The sequence below is a fragment of the Methylobacterium soli genome (assembly GCF_008806385.1).
Classification (GTDB): domain Bacteria; phylum Pseudomonadota; class Alphaproteobacteria; order Rhizobiales; family Beijerinckiaceae; genus Methylobacterium; species Methylobacterium soli.
The window spans coordinates 79,641-99,003 of record NZ_VZZK01000004.1 but is presented as its reverse complement, the minus strand read 5'-3'; the positions used below and the strand labels follow the sequence as shown (position 1 = coordinate 99,003).

Sequence of the window (19,363 nt, the reverse complement as noted above, 5' to 3'; positions counted from 1 at the left end):
GGAAGACTGATATCGAAGAGCATCTCCCAAGCCCGACGCCGGTGAACACAAACGAACCCGCCGCAGGTAAGTCCGGCGCTACGAAGCCTTCGACCGCCTGAGGGGCTCGATGCGCGTTGCCTCGATCATCGAGCGGATGCGGGCCGCCATCGTCTCGACGGCGAACGGCTTGGTCAGGACCGCCATGCCGGGCGCCAGATGCCCGTTCCCCAGCACCGCGTTCTCTGCGTAGCCCGTGATGAACAGCACTTGGAGGGCCGGCCGGGATACGCGCGCGGCATCAGCCATCTGACGTCCGTTCATCCCCCCGGGCAGGCCGACGTCGGTCACGAGAAGGTCGATGCGCACGTCGGACTGCAGGACCTTCAGGCCGGCGACGCTGTCCCCCGCCTCGATGGCGGTGTAGCCGAGATCCTCCAGGATGTCGGTGACCAGCATGCGCACGGTTGGCTCGTCGTCCACGACCAGCACGGTCTCGCCCTGCTCGGCACGGGGGAGCATCGCGGGCGGAGCGTGGACCTCCTCCGCGTCGAACTCGCCGTAGTGGCGCGGCAGGTAGATCGAGACCGTCGTGCCCTTCCCGACCTCCGAGTAGATCCGCACCTGACCGCCGGACTGCTGGGCGAACCCGTAGATCATCGACAACCCGAGCCCGGTACCCTCGCCGAGCGGCTTGGTGGTGAAGAACGGCTCGAACACCCGCTCGATCACCTCCGGCGGCATGCCCGTCCCGGTGTCGGTAACGCTCAGCGTCAGGTATTGCCCGGGCGGCATGTCCTGCTGACGTGCCGCCCGTTCGTCGAGCCACTTGTTGGCGGTCTCGATGGTGATCCGGCCGCCGTCCGGCATCGCGTCGCGGGCGTTGATGCAGAGATTGAGCAGCGCGTTCTCAAGCTGGGACGGGTCGACCAGGGCCGGCCAGGCCCCCGACGCGCCCACGACCTCGATCAGGATCTGCGGGCCAACCGTACGCTGCACCAGTTCCTGTATGCCCGATACCAACCGGTTCGCGTCGGTGGGCTTTGGGTCGAGGGTCTGGCGCCGCGAGAACGCGAGCAGGCGATGCGTCAGGGCTGCGGCGCGCTTCGAGGCGCCCTGCGCGGCCGCCAAGTAGCGGTCCACGTCGTTGAACCGGCCTTGGCTCATCCGCGTCTGCATCAGTTCCAGGGAGCCGGAGATGCCCGCGAGCAGGTTGTTGAAGTCGTGCGCGAGGCCCCCGGTCAACTGGCCGACGGCCTCCATCTTCTGCGACTGCCGCAAGGCTTCCTGAGCCATCGCGAGCTCCGCCTCGCGCGCCTTGGCGTCGCTTAGGTCACGTCCGACGGCAATGAAGTTGACGCCGTCCCGCTCCGGGGCAACCGTCCATTCGATATGCTTGAAGCCCCCATCCCGTGTGGCGATGCGGTTCTCGAAGCGGGCGGGTCGACCAGTGGTCGCCATGCGCCCGATGGCCTCAAGCGTCGGAGGCTCGTCATCGGGATGCATGAATGTCGCGTAGCCCCGTGAGAGCAACTCGCGTTCGCTCCAGCCGAGCACCTGCGTCCAGGCGGGACTGACTGCCGACATCATGCCGGTGTAGTCGGCCCGCGCCAGCATGTCCTGGGAGAGGTTCCACAACCGGTCGCGCTCCGCCGAGCGCGCCTCGACCTGGACCTCCAGGGTCTCGTTCAGCTCGCGCAGCCGCGCCTCGCTTTCCCGGAGGGCATGCTCGCCGCGTGCCCGCTCGACGGCGGTCCGCGTGCGGTCCGCGACTTCCCTGATCAGTCCAAGGTCGCCCTCGTTCCAGTTCCGTTTCTCGCCGTGATTGACGAAGAACACTGCAACAAGCCGTCCCAGTTCCAGGACAGGCACATTCACGAAGGTCCGGGCGCTCTTGCGTTCGAGTGCATCGGCGGCCGGACCGGCGGTCCGGGCGTCGGTGCGGACATCGTCGACGACGGTGAGTTCGCCACGCTTCAGGCTGTCGATGAACGAGCCATAATCCCGCAACGCCAGGACACCCGCGAGCGTTTCCACGCCCGGCGCCGTCCAATCCCGGGCAACGTGAAGCGTCTCGGCATCGTGGTCGATGGCGGCGTATCCCACCCGGCTGCTGCCCAGCGTACGTCCGAGGACCGCGGCGGTGGCATACGCGATGTCGGCCGGGTCCTTCATGTCGCGGATGACCTGGGTCAGGTCGACGAGGAGGCCACGCCGGATTTCCGCGGCTCTCCGCGTTGTGATCTCAAGCGCTGTCCCGGTGACCCGCAGGCAGCGCCCGGACGCGTCGAACACGCCACGGCCCTTGGCAGCGACCCACCGCTCTGCGCCGTCCTCCTTGCCGACCGTTCGATACTCGACATCGTAGAGGGCCCGGCGCTCCGGATCGGCCGCAGCGAGGTAGGCCGCCGTGGTCGCTTCACGGTCGTCGGGATGGAGCCCGACGTAGAAGTCGTCCATGGTCACTGGGACGTCGGCGGAGATGCCGAACATGGATTTGGTGCGGGCGGACCACGCCAACCGGTCATTGACCAGATCGACGTCCCAAAGGCCGACATCCGCGTTGTTCACGGCGAGGCGCAGGCGCTCCTCGCTCATCGCCAGAGCCGTTTGCTCCTCGGTGAGCCGACGTTCGAGAACGACGCGGGCCGTCGTCTCGGGCGTGATGTTGAGGACCGCGGCGACGCTGCCATCCTCGTCGCGCAGGGCGGACAGCGGGTAGTTGAACCAGGCGGTCTCGGTGCCGCCGCCTTCGAGCCGCGCCATGACGAACGGGGCATCCTCGAAGTAGAGCGGATCGCCTCCCGCGCGAACGCCGTCAAACTGGGGCTGAAGCTCTTCCCAGATCTCGGCCCAGACGCTGGAGCCGGGTTGCCCGAGGGCCGCGGGGTGCTTGGCGGCCAGGATCCTGCGGTAAGGATCATTGTAGATGAGGGCGTAATGCGGGCCCGACCAGAGGCAGATCGGAAAGGGCGAGTCGAAGATCGACCGCGCCAGGGTCCGGAGCGCCGGTGACCAAGCTGCGGTTGGCCCGAGGGGGGTCGCCGACCAGTCGAGGTCCCGGGCGAGCGAACGGACCTCGCCGGGGCCGGCAAAAAGCGCCGCGGCGTCGGCATGGGCCCCGTTCCGTGAATTCGATCCGCTCTCGCCAGCCAAGTCCACCTGCGCCCAACCCTTGCCTGACTGCTTCCTACAGGGCAGCCCGTGATCATCGACAGCCACTACCATGTCTCCGTCACGACCGTAGTCAGCCCTGACCGCGATCCTTGCCAACCTACCAGCCGTCTGCCTGCAACAGGGCGGTGACGCGGCGGTAGCCGTAGCGCCCGTACTCGGATGCCAGGGCGATGATGGCTCGGGTCAGCCCATCCTCGTCGGCCAGCACGGTGGGCACATAGCGCTGTGTGCCGCGGTGCTGACCGACGATGCGGCAGGCGTGACGTTCCGAGAGGCCGTACGTCTCTTGGATCGCCGCCACCGCCTGCCGGCGTCGCTCAGGGGCTACAAGTTTCCCGAGGCGACGTCCGCCAGCACCTGCTTCTCCAAGGACAAGTCGGCCACGAGGCGGCGCAACCGAGCGTTCTCGCGCTCCAGATCCTTCATCTTCCTGGCTTGATCGACCTGCAGACCGCCGTACTCCTTGCGCCAACGGTAATAGCTCTGCTCGGAGATCTCCGCCTCCTTGCACGCCAGCGCCAGGCTCTTGCCCTGCGCCGTCTGCACCTCGATCTGGCGCAGTTTCAGCACAACCTGCTCCGCGCCCGTCTTCTGACCTCGCCGCATGTCCGACTCCTTCGGTCCTCGCTGACCCTCTCAATCAGCCCGGTCCAAAGCCAGCCGGTCAGAGCCCGGCGGCTTCCGGACGGACTTTGCGGGATCGTCGACGCGCATCGCCGAGGGCAACCCGGCCTACGCCGAGACCGTCGGCCAGGTCGCTACCATGCAGCGGGCCTACGACGGGAAACAGCCTGGCGACCCGCAGCGCGCCGCCCGGGCGATAATGGCCGTGGTCTCGGCGAAAGCGCCGCCGTTGCGCCTGGTGCTGGATAGCGACGCCTACGCGCAGGCCGAGCCGGGGACGAGGCGCGGCTGGCCGAGCTACGTGCCTGGCGCGAGCTCAGCCTCTCGACCGACTTCCAGGCTTGACGCCAGGTCTACCCCGCAGATGCTCCGCTCTCACAGACACCGAAACGCGGCGGGAACGCCAAGGACCGCGCCCCGTGAAAGGGGCGCGGTCCGCATCGCACCTACCGGCCTGGGCCGTCAGAAGGGTCAGCGCTTCGCCACCTGCTTGTCGAGGAAGCCGCGAATGAGGGGCACCATCTCCTCCAGCTTGTCCTCCAGCGCGAAGTGGCCAGTGTCGAGGATGTGCAGCTCCGCGTTCGGCAGGTCCCGCAAGTAGGGGTGCGCCCCTTCCTCGGGGAAGATCTTGTCGTTCTTGCCCCAAGCGATCAGCGTCGGCGGCTTGCGCTCGCGGAAGAACGCCTGGAATTGCGGGTAAAGGGGCACGTTGGTGCGGTAGTCGTAGAATAGGTCGAGCTGGATGTCCTTATTGCCGGGCCGGTCGAGCAGGGCCTGGTCGTGGACCCAGTTGTCCGGGCTGATCCTTGAGACGTCCCGCACGCCGTCGGTGTACTGGAAGATCGTCGTGGGGAGTGTCACCAGACCCGACAGCGCCTCGCGGCTCTTGGCCGAGCCGTCGGCCCAGTAGGTCTTGATCGGGTTCCAGAACTCGCGGAGTCCCTCGTCGTAGGCGTTGCCGTTCTGGACGATCAGGCCGGTCACCCGCTCCGGATGCTTGAGGGCGAGCCGGTACCCGACCGGCGCGCCATAATCCATCACGTACATTGCGTAGGATTTGGCGCCGAGCTGCCCGAGCAGGCCGTCCACTAGGTCGGCGTAGTGGCCGAAGGTGTAGGCGAACTTGGTGTGGTCGGGGGCGTCGCTCTGGCCAAAGCCGGGGTAGTCGGGCGCGATGACGCGGTAGCGGTCGGCAAGCGTCGGGATCAGGTTGCGAAACATGTGCGAGGAGGTCGGGAAGCCGTGCAGGAGCAGCACGACCGGGCCATCGGCCGGGCCGGCCTCGCGGTAGAAGACCTTCACGCCGTCGACCATCGCGGAACGGTAATGGACCGTTGCCGGCGCCTGCGCGGCGACCGGGGTTTGCTCCGCCTTGGCATAAGAGGGGAGGACCGTGCCCGCCGTCGCGAGCATCAGGGCAAGCAGAAGGTGTTTCATCGGAGTCTCCTTTCGTAAGTCGTCGAGGACCTCGCCGCCTCATGGAGACATCATCGGTCTTCAGCTTGCAGGCGTTAATCGGCGTCGTGTGGAAGGCATTGTTGTCGCCTGCGGAATAAATAAGATCGCCTGGCGCCTTCGGCCTGGGCCAGGTTGAACCGACCCGGACCGACGCCTCGCATCGACCTGCTCCCGCTCAGTTGAGCAGGCGGTTGGACCGCAGCCGCGCCACGACCAGGTCGACGAATGTCCTCACCTTGGCCGGCGCCTGCCGCCCCTCGGGGTAGACCACATGGATGGGCAGCGGCTCCTCCTCGTAGTCGGCGAGCACGACCTGCAGGCGGCCTTCGAGCAGGGCGGAGCCGATCTGGTAGTGCAGCACCCGCGTCAGGCCCCAACCCGCCAGGGCAGCGGCGATGCCGGCCTCGTTCGTGTTGCTCATCAGGGCGGGATGGACCGTCACGCGCTGATCCTGCGCGAACCGCCACTCCGTCGAGGCCCACGCGCCCGTGGACATGGCGACGCGGTGGTCCCTCAGGTCCTGCGGTGTCTGCGGGACGCCGTGCCGCTCGAAGTAGGCCGGCGAGCCGCAGACGACGCGGCGTACCGACCCGACCCGGGCGGCCGTAAAGCCGGAATCCGACAGATGGCCGATGCGCACAGCGACGTCGATGCCTTCCTCGACGATGTTCACTTGCCGGTCGACGAACAGCGTCCGCGCCGCCATGGTCGGGTAGGCGTCGAGGTAATCGGTCACGACGGGCAGCACGTGCATGTGGCCGAACAGGACCGATGCTGTCACCGCGAGAGTGCCGGACGGCGTCGCGTAGGAGCCTGCGGCGGCAGCCTCGGCCTCGACGATGTCGGCCAGGATACGCCGGCAATCCTCGTAGTAGCGCCCCCCGGCCTCCGTGAGCTTCACGGAGCGTGTGGTCCGCACGAACAGGCGGGCGCCGACGGTCTCCTCCAGCGCGGCGATGGCCCGCGTCACGGCCGGCGGGCTCATGTGCATCAGGCGCGCGGTCTCCGCGAAGCTCGCCGTCTCCGCGACCTTCGCGAAGATCCGCATGGCCTGCCAGCGGTCCATGTCCCTGCTCCCCCGTCCCCAGCGGCTCGGCCATCGTCGCCTTGACGAATACAGCTGTTCGCGCAGGCGCGCCGCCGGACCGTCGCGGCATGGTGAACGGCATGCCGGGCCAGGCCGCCTAGCCGTCGCGGGCGACCGCCGGTTCGGCGTCCGGCGCCGCTACGTAGCCAGCGACCTCTTCGGCGAGGCTCTCGATCTCGCGGCAGACCTCGGCGGGGATGCCCGACCACACCGCCCGCGCACGCTCCTCGTGAAGGCGCCCGCCGTCCCGGGAGGCCGCCTCCAGGGCCAGGGCCAGCGCTCGCGACGTGCGCACATCGAAGCTCCGGCCCCGACGCGCGGCGTCGACCTCGGCGCCGCACATCCCGAGCCCGCGGGCTTCCGCTTCCCGCCCTGGAGAAGCAGGCGGGTCGCGGCCGTTGTCGACCAGGGCGAGCACGATGGACAGGCGCACGCGCCCGTCCAGGGTGAAGGAAGACATGGCGGCACTCTCGGGTTTCGAGGGTTGGTTCAGAAGCCGAAGTGGCTGAGACCCGGATAGTCGTCCGGCCGGCGCCCTAGCGGCCAGCGGAACCGGCGCTCGGCCTCGCTGATCGAGTGCTCGTTGATGCTGGCGTGACGCGCCCGCATCAGCCCGTCCTCGGCGAACTCCCAGTTCTCGTTGCCGTAGGCCCGGAACCACTGCCCGCTGTCGTCGTGGTACTCGTAGGCGTAACGCACCGCGATGCGGTTGCCGGTGAAGGCCCAGAGCTCCTTGATCAGGCGGTAGTCGAGCTCGCGGTTCCACTTGCGGGTGAGGAAGGCCTGGGCCTCCTCCCGGCTCGTGACGAACTCGGCCCTGTTCCGCCAACGGGTGTCGGTCGTGTAGGCCAGGGCGACCTTGGCCGGGTCGCGGCTGTTCCAGCCGTCTTCGGCGAGGCGGACCTTCTCGATGGCGCTCTCTTCAGTGAACGGCGGCAGCGGGGGACGGGACATCGGCTTCTCCTCGGGGTTTTCGGGGTGGACGCGTGTCGAGAGGGCGGTCGGTAGGCCGGCGGGACGTGCCCCTCGGCCATCGCCTTCGGTCAGAGGGCGAGGTGTACGGGGTCGCTGCCCTCGGCCGGGGTGGCGGAGCAGATCAGCACCTCGTCGGCCGCGTGGGGCGCGGTGGGCGCCTTCGCGTAGGTGACGGCACCTTTCAGGAGCTTGGTCCTGCAGGTGCCGCAGGTCCCGGTCCGGCAACTGAACTCCGGGCTGAGGCCGCGAGCCTCGGCGAGTTCCAGCAGCGTTCCGGCTTCCGGCGTCCAGCGCGCCTCCTTGGACGCGTTCAGGAAGGCGACCGGGACCGGCTCCGTCGACGCGTGCGGCAGCCGGGCCGTCCCGATGTCGCCCGGGACGCTCCGGATCAGCGAGGATGGGCCGAAGGTCTCGGCGTGGATGTGGTCGTCGGCGACGTTCAGGCCGCGCAGCCCGTCGTAGAGCGACTGCGTGAAGGCGGTCGGACCGCAGAGGTAGAAGTCGTAGTCGCCGAACGGCAGCACGCGGGCGAGCAGCGCCATGTCGATCCGGCCGGGGACGTCGTAGTCGACGCCTTCCACGGCACTCCCGGGCGCGCTCAGCACCCGCACGATCCTCACCGCGCCCTGGGCCGCGGCGGCGAGCTCGGCCACCTCCCTATCGAAGGGACGCTCGTCCTTCGAGCGGGCCGCTTGGACCAGGGTGGTCGGCCTGATGCCGCGGGTGCGCAGACCCTCGTAGACGATGTGGCGCAGCATCGCGAGGAGCGGCGTGATGCCGATGCCGCCAGCGAGCAGCACGGCGGGCCGCTTGGCGTGGGCATCGATAGTGAAGCCGCCGGCCGGCGCCCGCGCCTCAACCACGTCGCCGACTCTCAGCGTGTCGTGGAGGTGCCCGGACACGGTGCCGTCCCGCTTGACGCTGATCCGGTAGACCGCGTCCGAGGGCGCGACCGAGAGCGTGTAGGTGCGGATGACCGGCTTGTCCGCGCCGGGGAGCAACACGCGGATGGGCAGGTGCTGCCCCGCCTGGTGCGGGATCAGCCCGGACCCGTCCGCAGGCTGGAGGTGGAAGGAGCGGATCGCGTGACTCTCGTCGACGATCTTCGTGACCGTGAACGGGCGCCACTGCGTCGCGAGGTCCGCGGCCCGGAGCCGGTCGGCGGCCTCGCGCCAGTCACCGGTCGTCACGGAGTTCGGCGACCAGCCGTCCGCCTGAAACGTCCAGCGCAGGGGCAGCGCGCCCCGCCGCCGCACGACCAGGCGGGGCCGGAACGTCCAGAGCCGCTCGGCGCCCTGGAAGGCTGCGATCTCGGGCGAGGACAAGACAACCTCGGCGTCGCCGGTCATCTGCAGGAGGTCGCCCGTCTCGAAGTCGGCGAAGACGAGACCGGCCTTGCCATTCAGGAGGATGTTGCCCAGCGTCGCGAAGAAGAGGTTGCCGGCGAAGTCGGGAATCGTCAGCGGACCGTCGGCTGAGACGCGGACGAAGCCCACTTTCCCGCCCCGATGCGAGACGTCGACCTGGCGGCGGTCGTCGCGCTCGGCGTAGGAGGCGACAAAGAAGGTGTCGGCGGCCTCGATCATGGCGCGCGCCCCGGCGTCGAGCTCGGCGCTCTCCTCGACGGCCCCAGCGAAGGGCTCCTGCGGGTCGCGGACCAAGGCGACGTCACGCAGTTGGATGTACTGCGGACAGTTGCCGAAGCTCTGATCGACAGCGAAGCGCAGGACGCCGTCCGCCGACCCGCCGATCCGGCCGTTGACGCGGTTGCGGCGGCGGGTGTGCAACTCGATCCCAAGGAGCCCGATGGCCTCACCGTCGCGCATGCCCTGGCTCGCCGGATCGCTCGGATCGGGCCGGACCGCGATGTCGAGGGCGGTCGGCGTCGGCGAGGCGATGAAGCCTGGATAGCCGGCGAGCAGGGTGGCCCAGGCATCGCCCCGGCCATCGACGCTGCCGGCCACCATGAAGGGGATCTGGGCGTAGAACGCGCGGTGCTGGTCGGGCATGTAGTCCCGCACCACGCGGCGGCCCACCTCTTCCATGCGATCGGCGACGCCGACCTGCTGCTGGATGGCCTTTTCGCCCGGATGCCAGGGCGAGGACTTTGTGATGGTCAGACCGTCGCTCATGATGCACTCCCGTCTGGTACGGTCGGGGCGCGCCCACCGGCGCGCCCCGACCCGCAAGGTCACGCGGCGGCCGTCAGGCCGGCGGGCGTCTGGACGAAGGGAAGGAAGCCCGGTAGGGCCTCGATGCGGCGGAGGAATGCGTTGACTTTGGCGTAGCCTGAGAGGTCGACGTTCCCCTCGGGCGCGCGCGCCAGGTAGCTGTAGAGCGCGATGTCCGCGATGGTGGGGCGCTCGCCGACCAGCCAGTCCCGACCGGCGAGATGCGCCTCCAGGCGACTGAGAAGAGTGTGAGCCCGGCCGATCACCTCCTCCGGGTTGAACTTCGCGCCGAACACAGTGACGAGCCGCGCGGCGGCCGGGCCGTAGGCGAGCTCGCCGGCCGCCACCGACAGCCACCGCTGCACGGCGGCCTCGCCCTGGGCGTCCTCCGGCAGCCAGTCGGCCCGCCCGAGCTTGCGCGCCACGTAGACGAGGATGGCGTTCGAGTCCAAGACGACGGTGCCCTCGTCGTCGAGCACCGGCACCTGCCCGAACGGGTTGAGGGCGAGGAACTCGGGCCGCTTGTGGGCGCCTGCCTTCAGGTCGACCTCGATCGCCTCGTGGGGCACGCCGAGCAGGGAGAGGAACAGGCGGGCCCGGTGCGCGTGGCCCGAGAGGGGGTGATGGTAGAGCTTCATGACCGCGTTCCCTGACTTCGTGGCCGGGTAAAGTCCCGAGCCGCAGGGAGAAGGTGTCCCGGATGGACCACGGCGAGAATGCTCGCTTTCGTCAGTTCATTGTTGTCGCGAGCGGAATAATCAGGAGCGAGGGGCCGGCCGTCACCGAGCGATGGGGACCGGTCCCTCCCGACGGTCACGCCTAGCCCTTCGCGGCTAGGAAGCTCGCGTAGATGTTGCCGGCGAAGGGCAGGTGGTCGCCCATCAGCTTGGCGTGCGCCTCGCCGGCGTCGGACTGCCAGTGGCCGAGGAGTTCCGCGCCCACCGCCACCCAGGTGATCGGCACGACGCCGGCCTGCACCATGCGGGCGATGGCCGCCTCCTCGACGAGCTTGCTCCAGGTGCCCGAGGCGTCGAGCACCGCGTAGACGTCATAGCCCGCCTCGCGGGCCGCGAGCGCCGCGAAGGCCACGCAGACCTCGGTCGAGATGCCGGCGATCAGGAGCTTCCTGCGGCCGGTCGCCTTCACGGCGGCGGCGAAGTCGGTGTTGTCGAAGGCGTTGATCTCACCCGGCCGGTGCACGACGGTCGCGTTGGGCAGGCCCTGGGCGACGACCGGCAAGACTGGTCCGTTCGGGCCGTCGGCCGCGCTGGTCGTGATGATGGCCGGCAGCTTGTAGATCTGCGCGATGGTGACGAGGGCCTTCACGTTGTTGAGGAAGTCGGCGGGCGTCTGGGTCTGCACGCCGTTGGCGAGCCCGGTCTGGTGGTCGACGAACAGGACGGCGGCGTTCTCGGCGGTCAATCTCTCGTAGGGCATGGCGTTCTCCTTCGGTGTGGCGGCCCCGCTCCGGAACCGCTTGACACCACGAAGATGCCGTCCCCCACTCTGCACCACTAGCCGCCGGTTCCGGCACTCACCGTCCCTGAAAGCGGGACGACGGCGGAGCGGTGTGGCTTAGCGGCCGAGGCGCTCGATCAGAAGGTCAGTGAGCGCCTGCACCTTGCGCGACTGGTGCTGTCCCGGGGGGCGCACCACGAACATGCCGATGGACGGAAGCGCGTAGCCCGGCATGAGCGGCACCAGCGAGGCAGCCGCGACGTAGCGCTCCGCGATGACGTCGGGCAGCGCGGTGATGCCCGCGCCCGCAGCCGTCGCCTCCGCGATAGCCACCGCACTATCGGCCTTGAAGCGGCCCGTCGGGCGGATGGGGAACGACTTGCCCCCGGCGCTGAACGTCCAAGTCTCCGTGCCGATCATCACGGCGGGATGCCCGGGCACCTCCCCAGGCGTCTCGGGTGCGCCGTGCGCGGCGACGTAGTCCGGGCTCGCGAACAGCCGCACGGAGAAGGACCCGATGCGGCGCGCGACGAGGTTCGAATCCGGCAGGTACCCGACCCGGATGCCGCAATCGAAGCCCTCGGTGACAAGGTCGACGTAGCGATCGCTGTAGCGGCAGTTGATCTGCAGCTGCGGGTGGCGGCGGGTGAGCTCCGCGATGGCCGGCGCGAAATGCGTCGGGCCGAACGTGGAGGGCACGGCGACCCGCAGAAGGCCGCGGAGCTCGCCGCCGGGCGAGATGGCCTCCAGGGCGGCGTCCACCTCCGCGCACACCCTCGCAGCGTGGTCCCTGAATGTCGTGCCCGCCTCGGTGAGGGCTGCGCCGCGGGTGGTGCGGGCGAGGAGCTGGGTGCCCAGTTCGGCCTCCAGCCGCAGCAGCCGCCGGCTGACAATCGACTTCGCCAGGTTGAGGCGGCGGGACGCGGCGGACACCCCGCCGGCGTCGGCCACCTCCACGAAGGTCCTCAGGTCGTCGACGTCCATGCGCGTTCCGCTTCCCGGGACGGAGCTTGCCCGGATCGGACGATACCGTCCCGGTCACGACGACGCTACGTTCCCTGGCTAGGACGCCCACGAAAAAAGGACGACGACCATGGACGTGACCAAGCTCAGGCGCGGCGACCGCATGGGTGACCCGGCCCGCGGCTTCGCTGTGGAGATCATACGTCCCGGGCTGAGCCTCGGAGGCGGGGACAGCGGCCTGGGCGCCATCGGTCGCATCGACCGCGCCACCGTGGCACCTGGGCACGTCATCGGGATGCACCCGCATCGCGACGACGAGATCCTGACCTACGTCCGAGCCGGCCGGATGCTCCACCGGGACACCGTCGGCAACCAGGAGGAGATCACGGCGACGCGCATGATGATGATGAACGCCGGCCACACCTTCCGGCACGAGGAGCGGATGCTCGACCACGGCCCGGTCAAGGCGTTGCAGATCTTCCTGCGGCCGCGGGCGGCCGACCTCGAACCCAAGGTCCAGTTTCACGAGTTCCGGGAGGTCCTGAGCCACGGCAAGTGGCGCCTCATCGCGGGGCCCGGAGGCGCGCCGCTGGAGGTCCGCGCCCAGGCATGGGTTTCCGACGCGCACGTTCCGGCCGGGTCCGCGTTGTCCTTGCCTTCGCTCCCGGCGCCCGACGCGGTTCGCTTGCTCCACGTCTTCGGCGGCGACGTCGAGGTCGGCTGCTTGACGATGCGGTGGGCGAGACGGCGTACCTGAAGGGGGACGGCGGGAGGGTGCAGGCCGCCTCCGACGCCGACCTCGTCCTGTTCTCGACCGATCCGGGGGCGCCGGTCTTCCGGGGCGGCATGTTCAGCGGGAACGTGCTCACTGGTTGAAGGCCTGGTCTGCGTGCACCGGCCGTGTCCCTGGACCGACCTATCGAACTCGCCCCAGGATCGCGCTACGGATGGACGCGAGCGACGGCGGCCGCTCGCAAGGCCCATGAGGGTCACTCTGAGGCATTCATCTGAGCCGCGCAGAATGTCCGCTCCACCGCTTTGCCCGCTTCAAGGCGGACTGGCAGCTTTCGGCCAGCTTCGGCCGGCCGCTCAGCGTTACTTCCGGGCCTTCTGGATTACGTGCCTAAGGTCCACTCTTGATGGAAGCGGAGGGAGACCAAGGGGGTGATCACCTACGGTGTGCGGCCGGGCGGCAGGATCATCGCCGTGTCTGGGTCCGAGACGTCGCCTTCCTGCTGCTGCTCGACCGTCAGCTTCACGGCCAACTCGGGCGTCCTTCCGTCCTTGAGCTCCTGGGCAGCCGCAACCTGCTTCTCGCGCGCCTGTTCCGGCGTCAGCTCGCCCCGTACCACGGCACAGGCGAGATTTAGGCTCAGCACGTTCTCGGTTTCACCCGCGCCGTAGGCCGTGAGCGTGCCCCGCGTGCGGTCGGGGATTGCACTTCCGTTGAAGGTCGCGACCGCGCTGTAGAAATTGAGCGGCACTTTGTAGGGCAGGCTCTGTTCCAGCACGTCGCTGTGCTTAGCTGGAAAGTCGTGCTCGGCACCTACTTTGTGCACCACGGTACGAATCCAGGGTCCATTCCGGTACCAGATCAGAAGGGTCGCCGTCCGCTCTTGCGGAGGGCCGTACTTGTCCATGATCGCAACCGCGACCTTGCGTGCAGGCTCCGGCCAATCCTGCGCGACCGATTCGGCTGCAGCTGTCTGGCCCGCAACAAGCACGAGCGCGAACGCGGGGACGAAACGGCTGCGGCTGCGCCAGGACATGGGGCCTCCCTAATGACGCCGAACCAAACCGGGATCGCAGGCAGCGAATGGACGTTTGCTGTCACGCGGTCGCGTTGCCCCGGCTCAACGCAGGGTATAGGCCCCGCATACGAGAATAGTTCCAGGGAGACACTCCATGGCGCAGCCTATGTCGTTGGACGTGAACGGGCGCGCCGCGCGCGTGACCGTGGACGATCCCGAAACGCCGCTCCTCTATGTGCTGCGCGACGATCTCGGCCTGCACGGCCCGCGTTTCGGCTGCGGGCTGGGCCAGTGCGGCTCCTGCACGGTCCATGTCGACGGGCAGGCGGTGCGCTCCTGCATCACCCCGGTCTCGAGCCTGAAGCCGGGGGCGAAGATTATAACCCTCGAGGGCCTCGGCGGTCCGGGCACGCTTCATCCGGTGCAGGCGGCCTTCATCGAGGAGCAGGCCGCGCAGTGCGGCTACTGCATCAACGGCATGATCATGCAGTCGGCCGCCCTCCTCAACGAGACCCCGAAGCCCGACGAGGCCGCGATCCGGCATGCGCTGGCCCAGAACCTCTGCCGCTGCGGCACCCACCTGCGGATCGTGCGCGCCGTCCAGCGCGCCGCCGGCACGCTCTGAGGGAGGCTGCAGCCATGAACGCACCCACACTCTCGCGCCGCAGCCTGCTCCTTCAGGGCGGCGCGCTCGTGGTCGGCTTTTCGCTCTCCGGCAGCCGCGCCGCCCACGCGCAGGCCTTCGCGCCGGTCGTCACCAACGGGTTCTCTAAGCCGATCGCACCGGACCAAGTGGACAGCTTCCTGGCGCTGGGCGCCGATGGCCGCGCCACGATCTTCTCCGGCAAGGTCGATCTCGGCACCGGCATCGAGACCGCGATGGCGCAGATTGCGGCCGAGGAGCTCGACCTGCCGCTCGACCGCGTCACGTTCGTGCAGGGCGACACGGCGCTGACCCCCGACCAGGGCCCAACCTACGGCAGCCTCTCGATCCAGAAGGGCGGCGTCGAGATCCGGCAGGCGGCCGCGACGGCGCGCGCCCGGCTCGTGCAACTCGCGAGCGAGCGGCTCCGCGTGCCGACCGAGACGCTGGTAAGCGAGAACGGCGCTGTGCGGCCGAAGGCCGGCGGTGCGGGCATCACCTACGCTGAGCTCGTGAAGGACGGACGCCTCGACCTGAAGGTCGACCCGGCCGTCGCCACCAAGGACCCCGCCACCTTCGCGCTCGTGGGCAAGTCGGTGGCTCGGATCGACATTCCCGACAAGGTGAGTGGCCGCTTCACCTACATGCAGGATTACCGCGTGCCCGGCATGGTGCATGCCCGCGTGGTCCGGCCGCCAGCCATCGGGGCGGACCTGCAGAGCGTGGACGAGGCCTCGGTCGCCGGCATTCCGGGCCTGATCCAAGTGGTGCGCCAGGGCAATTTCCTGGCGGTCGTCGCCGAGAAGGAGTGGGCGGCCGCGAAGGGGGCCGGGCAGATCAAGGCGACCTGGTCGAAATGGGAGGGCCTGCCGGAGCAGGACAAGCTCTGGCAGCACGTTCGCGCCACCAAGGTGACGAAGGATGACGTCACCAGCAGCACAGGCGATGCCGATGCGGCGCTTGGCAAGGCCGCCCGCGTTCTGGAGGCGAGCTACGACTTCGCCATCCACACCCACGGCTCAATCGGGCCCTCATGCGCGATCGCGGAGTTCAAGGACGGGCTGCTCACCTGCTGGACGGCCTCGCAGATGACGCATGCGCTCCGCAAGCAGCTCGCGGCAATGGCCGGTCTCGCGCCCGAGGCCGTGCGCTGCATCTACGTCGAGGGGTAGGGCTGCTACGGCCGTAACGGCCACGAGGACGCCGCGGGCGATGCGGCACTGCTCGCCCGCGCGGTCGGCCGGCCAGTGCGGGTGCAGTGGTCGCGCGCCGATGAACATGGCTGGGACCCGAAGGAACCGCCGACGCTGATCGACCTGAAGGCGGGGCTCGACGGCGAGGGCAACGTCGCCGCTTGGTCCTCGCAGTTCCACGTGCCGGAGGGCGCGGCCGGCAACGTGCCGCTGGTGGCGGCTGATCTCGCCGGGCTGCCGCACGAGACCACGATGGCGCCCGGCAATGTCATCCAGAACTCGGCGCTGCCCTACGCCTTCCCGAACGTGCGCACCGTCTGCCACCGCCTGGCCACGACGCCGTTTCGACCCTCCTGGATCCGGACGCCGGGCCGGATGCAGAACACCTACGCCAACGAGGCTTTCCTCGACGAGTGCGCGGCGGCGGCGGGCGCCGACCCGCTGGAGTACCGCCTGCGCGCGCTCAAGGACCCGCGCGGCATCGCGGTGCTGAAGCGGGTGGCCGAGATCGCGCAGTGGCAGGCCCGGCCCTCGCCGGTGAAGGAGGTTTCCGGCGACGTTCTGCGCGGGCGCGGCTTGTCCTACGTGAAGTACGAGCTCAACCGGACCTACGTGGCGGGCGTCGCCGAGGTGGAGGTCAACCGCAGCACCGGGCAGGTGCGCGTGCCGCGCTTCTTCGTGGCGCAGGATTGCGGACAGATCATCAATCCGGACGGCGTGCGCAACCAACTCGACGGCAACGTCATTCAGACGGTGAGCCGGGTGCTGATGGAGGAGGTCACGTTCGACCGGGGCGCGGTGACAAGCCTCGACTGGGCGAGCTACCCGATCCTGACCTTTCCGGACGTGCCCGAGGTGGTGACTGCGCTGATCGACCGGCCGACCGAGAAGCCTTGGGGCGCGGGCGAGCCCTCGGCCGCCATCGTCCCAGCGGCGGTCGCGAACGCGATCTTCGACGCGACCGGCGCACGCCTGCGTTCGGTACCGTTCACGCCGGCCAAGGTGAAGGCCGCCCTGCAGGCGACCTGATGGGCCGGCACCAGCCAAGCCCGACTTGGACTGCCCGCTGCCCGGATGGCGCAGCGGGCGGTCGGCTCCCCACGAGCCCCACGGATGATAAGCGAGGCGGCGCCTCTGACAAGATCGGCCTAAGCTTCCGACCAAGTCCTTCTCTGCGCAGCTTCAGGGACCTCGCAGCCGTCTTCGCACACGAGGAGGACGGTTCGGGGGCACGCGGACGGGGTCGTGTGCCCCCGCATCAATGATCATGATCTGGAGGAAGACAATGGACCTTGGACTTGCCGGAAAGCGGGCCCTGGTGATCGGCGCCAGCCGCGGGCTCGGCGCCGCGATCGCGCGGACGCTCGCGGAAGAGGGAGCGACCGTCGTGGCGGCCGCCCGCAATGCCGACGCGCTCGCGGGCTGGATTGAAGCGATGCCGCAGGAGCGCCGCTCGCAGGTCGAAGCGGTAGCTGTCGATCTGGCGAACATCACCTCGGTGGACGCGCTCGTCTCTTCGCTGCGCACGAGCGGCGGCGTGGACATCGTGATCGGCAATTCCGGCGGTCCACCCCCGGGAGAGGCGCGGGACACGAGCCGCAGCGATTGGATGGCGCATTTCGAAGCGATGGCCGCGAACCTGTTCCACCTCGTTCAGGGCTTGCTTCCGCAGATGACGGAGCGTGGCTGGGGCCGAATCGTCACGATTGCGTCCTCGGGCGTCGATCAGCCCATCCCGCGGCTCGCCCTGTCCAACGGTGTGCGCGCCGCAGTGGTTGGGTGGTCGAAGACCCTGGCGGCGGAAGTCGCGGCACAGGGCGTGACGGTGAACGTCGTGCTGCCGGGCCGCATCCATACGGAGCGCGTCGATCAGCTCGACGATGCCGCTGCTGCCCGCACGGGGGCGACGAGGGACGAGGTCGCGAAGGCGGTGGTCACGACGATCCCGGCAGGCCGGTACGGCAAGCCAGAGGAGTTCGCGGATGTCGTGGCCTTTCTGGCCAGCGCCCGCGCGTCCTACGTGACCGGTGCGAAGATTCGGATCGACGGCGGACTCATCCGAGGCATCTGAGAGTCGATGTTCCAGGGGGCAGTGTCAGATGTTGGATCCGTCCGACCCGACCCCTCCCTGAGCACGGCGCTACATTCGAGCCATCAGCACCGCAATTTTGATGCGCCAGCCTCGGTAGCGAGCCTGAGTCGCTCGTCTGTTGAGTCAGGCAGTTCGAGTATACGAGGTGCGGCTTGATCCGATGCGCTGCCATGCTGCACAGGGTCTCTCGATGCACAGCGCCATGCTGACTTTGTATTCGCAAATGCCACGTCCGCCTTTACCTCCCAAGCGGACTCGCGAACCAGCAACGCCGGAGGTCGGCAACGGTCACTTTGAGCCCTTCACCTGAGCCACGCCGGACGTCCGCTTACTGACGATCAGGTCCTCGAAGCGGACCGACGGCTTTCGGCCAGCTTCGGCCGGCCGCTTCGCGCCCTTTGCCGCCATTCAGCCGGTTCGGGCAGGAACTCCAAAGCGGTCATTCGTGCACTGGACCTTGTTAGGCCGCCCAGTCCGCGTGACCCTGACCTGACGTCCCCCCATCGCTTTGGTCCGGCGTGAGTGCGAGTTTTCCGGTTTTGTGAGGCCCTGACGGGAGGAGCGGAGCCGTGAAGAAGAGCAGGTTCACCGAAGAGCAGATCGCCTTCGCGCTGAAGCAGGCCGAGACTGGGACACCGGTGGCGGAGGTGCTGCGCCGGATGGGCATCTCCGAGCAGACATTCTACCGCTGGAAGAAGCTCTACGGCGGCTTGGGGACGGGCGAGCTGCGGCGGCTGAAGCAGCTCGAAGACGAGAACCGCAAGCTCAAGCAGCTCGTTGCCGATCTGAGCCTCGACAAGCACATTCTGCAGGACGTGCTCGCAAAAAAGCTCTAACGCCTGCTCGGCGACGCGAGCTCGTGCACCAGGTTCAGGAGGCGCACGGGGTGAGCGAACGGCGCAGCTGCGTCGCGCTCGGCGTCGGTCGGTCGGGCATCCGCTACCGCTCGACCAAGCCCGATCAGGCACCGCTGCGGATGCGCATCTGCGATCTGGCCAAGAGCCGGGTGCGCTACGGCTACTACCGGATCTACATCCTGCTGCGCCGGGAAGGTTGGCGAGTGAACCATAAGAGGGTTCACCGTCTCTACCGGGACGAGGGGCTGAGTCTGCGGCTCAAGCGGCCGCGCCGGCACGTCAGCGGGGCACACCGTGAGCGTCAGCCTGCGGCACTCCGGCCGAACGAGCGTTGGTCGATGGACTTCGTCTCCGACGCGCTGTTCGACGGTCGCCGGCTGCGCACCCTGACGGTCGTCGATGTGTTCACGCGCGAGGCTCTGGCGATCGAGGTCGACCAAGGCATCAAAGGCGAGCAGGTCGTGGCTGTCGTCGGCCGCTTGGCACTGCTGCGCGGAGCACCGTGCGCGATTCAGGTCGACAACGGCCCTGAGTTCGTCTCGAAAGCACTCGACCGCTGGGCTTACGAGAACGGCGTCACGTTGGACTTCTCGCGCCCTGGCAAGCCGACCGACAACGCGCTGGTCGAGTCGTTCAACGGCCGCCTGCGCGACGAGTGCCTGAACGCGAACTGGTTCTTGTCGTTGGCCGACGCGCGGAGCAAGATCGAGACGTGGCGGCGGCACTACAACGAGAGCCGTCCTCACACAGCCCTGGGGTGGCGAACGCCCCAGGAATTCGCCCTGGCGGCGGCCCTGCAGGCCGCCGAATGAGACCCGGAAGCTCACCTTCCGGCCGGACCAAGATCCGGGGGACCCTCACACAGCCCGAGAACTTGCATAGGTGGTGGACCACAAATCGGGTCAACTCCACAGGCTCAAAAGCCATACTAAAGG

Annotated in this window: 15 protein-coding genes and 3 pseudogenes; 7 read left to right on the top strand and 11 right to left on the bottom strand. The window is 68.7% G+C overall.

Annotation, left to right across the window (positions count from 1 at the left end; genetic code table 11):
* Positions 1–78 precede the first annotated feature (78 nt).
* The 10 genes and pseudogenes from F6X53_RS05400 to F6X53_RS05350 all read right to left on the bottom strand — a co-directional run bounded on the left by F6X53_RS05400 (position 79) and on the right by F6X53_RS05350 (position 11,913).
* Complete coding sequence (locus F6X53_RS05400; RefSeq protein ID WP_238296736.1) at positions 79–3,201, bottom strand: PAS domain-containing protein; 3,123 nt, start codon at positions 3,199–3,201, stop codon at positions 79–81.
* 55 nt (positions 3,202–3,256) lie between these two features.
* Positions 3,257–3,762: pseudogene (locus F6X53_RS05395) on the bottom strand (transposase); the annotation flags it as partial.
* A 489-nt stretch (positions 3,763–4,251) separates the two neighbouring features.
* Positions 4,252–5,217, bottom strand: a complete 966-nt coding sequence (locus F6X53_RS05385) for an alpha/beta fold hydrolase (protein ID WP_150997953.1) — start codon at positions 5,215–5,217, stop codon at positions 4,252–4,254.
* Positions 5,218–5,413: 196 nt separating this feature from the next.
* Positions 5,414–6,304 (bottom strand): LysR family transcriptional regulator, encoded by an 891-nt coding sequence (locus F6X53_RS05380; RefSeq protein ID WP_150997951.1) that lies wholly within the window; start codon positions 6,302–6,304, stop codon positions 5,414–5,416.
* A 118-nt stretch (positions 6,305–6,422) separates the two neighbouring features.
* A complete protein-coding gene (locus F6X53_RS05375) occupies positions 6,423–6,785 on the bottom strand; it encodes a hypothetical protein (protein ID WP_150997949.1) in 363 nt (120 codons plus the stop codon).
* A gap of 29 nt (positions 6,786–6,814) precedes the next feature.
* The gene (locus F6X53_RS05370) at positions 6,815–7,279 is read right to left on the bottom strand and encodes a nuclear transport factor 2 family protein (protein ID WP_150997947.1); all 465 of its coding nucleotides are present in this window, start codon (positions 7,277–7,279) and stop codon (positions 6,815–6,817) included.
* A gap of 89 nt (positions 7,280–7,368) precedes the next feature.
* Positions 7,369–9,432, bottom strand: coding sequence for a 2Fe-2S iron-sulfur cluster-binding protein (locus F6X53_RS05365; RefSeq protein ID WP_150997945.1), 2,064 nt, complete (start codon positions 9,430–9,432; stop codon positions 7,369–7,371).
* Positions 9,433–9,491: 59 nt separating this feature from the next.
* The gene (locus F6X53_RS05360; protein WP_150997943.1) at positions 9,492–10,109 is read right to left on the bottom strand and encodes a glutathione S-transferase family protein; all 618 of its coding nucleotides are present in this window, start codon (positions 10,107–10,109) and stop codon (positions 9,492–9,494) included.
* A gap of 181 nt (positions 10,110–10,290) precedes the next feature.
* Positions 10,291–10,908 carry an isochorismatase family protein gene (locus F6X53_RS05355; RefSeq protein ID WP_150997941.1) on the bottom strand — a complete coding sequence of 206 codons (618 nt, stop codon included), beginning with the start codon at positions 10,906–10,908 and terminating at the stop codon, positions 10,291–10,293.
* A 138-nt stretch (positions 10,909–11,046) separates the two neighbouring features.
* Entirely contained in the window at positions 11,047–11,913 is an 867-nt protein-coding gene (locus F6X53_RS05350; RefSeq protein WP_150997939.1) for a LysR family transcriptional regulator, read from the bottom strand.
* Positions 11,914–12,022: 109 nt separating this feature from the next.
* Between F6X53_RS05350 and F6X53_RS05345 the strand changes: the two genes are divergently transcribed.
* A complete protein-coding gene (locus F6X53_RS05345; protein WP_238298756.1) occupies positions 12,023–12,649 on the top strand; it encodes a pirin family protein in 627 nt (208 codons plus the stop codon).
* Complete coding sequence (locus F6X53_RS33080) at positions 12,628–12,768, top strand: hypothetical protein (RefSeq protein WP_238298754.1); 141 nt, start codon at positions 12,628–12,630, stop codon at positions 12,766–12,768. Before F6X53_RS05345 ends, F6X53_RS33080 begins: the two co-directional genes overlap by 22 nt.
* Positions 12,769–13,064: 296 nt before the next feature.
* Here the strand turns inward: F6X53_RS33080 and F6X53_RS05340 are convergent, their stop codons facing one another.
* A complete protein-coding gene (locus F6X53_RS05340) occupies positions 13,065–13,661 on the bottom strand; it encodes a hypothetical protein (protein WP_150997937.1) in 597 nt (198 codons plus the stop codon).
* Between the two features lie 136 nt (positions 13,662–13,797).
* Between F6X53_RS05340 and F6X53_RS05335 the strand changes: the two genes are divergently transcribed.
* From F6X53_RS05335 to F6X53_RS05320, 5 genes and pseudogenes are all read left to right on the top strand, one after another.
* On the top strand, positions 13,798–14,268 hold the full coding sequence (locus tag F6X53_RS05335; protein ID WP_150997935.1) for a (2Fe-2S)-binding protein: 471 nt from the start codon (positions 13,798–13,800) through the stop codon (positions 14,266–14,268).
* 14 nt (positions 14,269–14,282) lie between these two features.
* A pseudogene (locus F6X53_RS05330) lies at positions 14,283–16,508 on the top strand (xanthine dehydrogenase family protein molybdopterin-binding subunit).
* A 256-nt stretch (positions 16,509–16,764) separates the two neighbouring features.
* On the top strand, positions 16,765–17,550 hold the full coding sequence (locus F6X53_RS05325) for an SDR family oxidoreductase (RefSeq protein WP_244965528.1): 786 nt from the start codon (positions 16,765–16,767) through the stop codon (positions 17,548–17,550).
* Between the two features lie 590 nt (positions 17,551–18,140).
* Positions 18,141–18,293 (top strand): annotated as a pseudogene (locus tag F6X53_RS33075) (transposase); the annotation flags it as partial.
* Positions 18,251–19,240 (top strand): IS3 family transposase, encoded by a 990-nt coding sequence (locus F6X53_RS05320; RefSeq protein WP_306426588.1) that lies wholly within the window; start codon positions 18,251–18,253, stop codon positions 19,238–19,240. The pseudogene F6X53_RS33075 and the gene F6X53_RS05320, both read left to right, overlap by 43 nt.
* Positions 19,241–19,363: the final 123 nt, after the last annotated feature.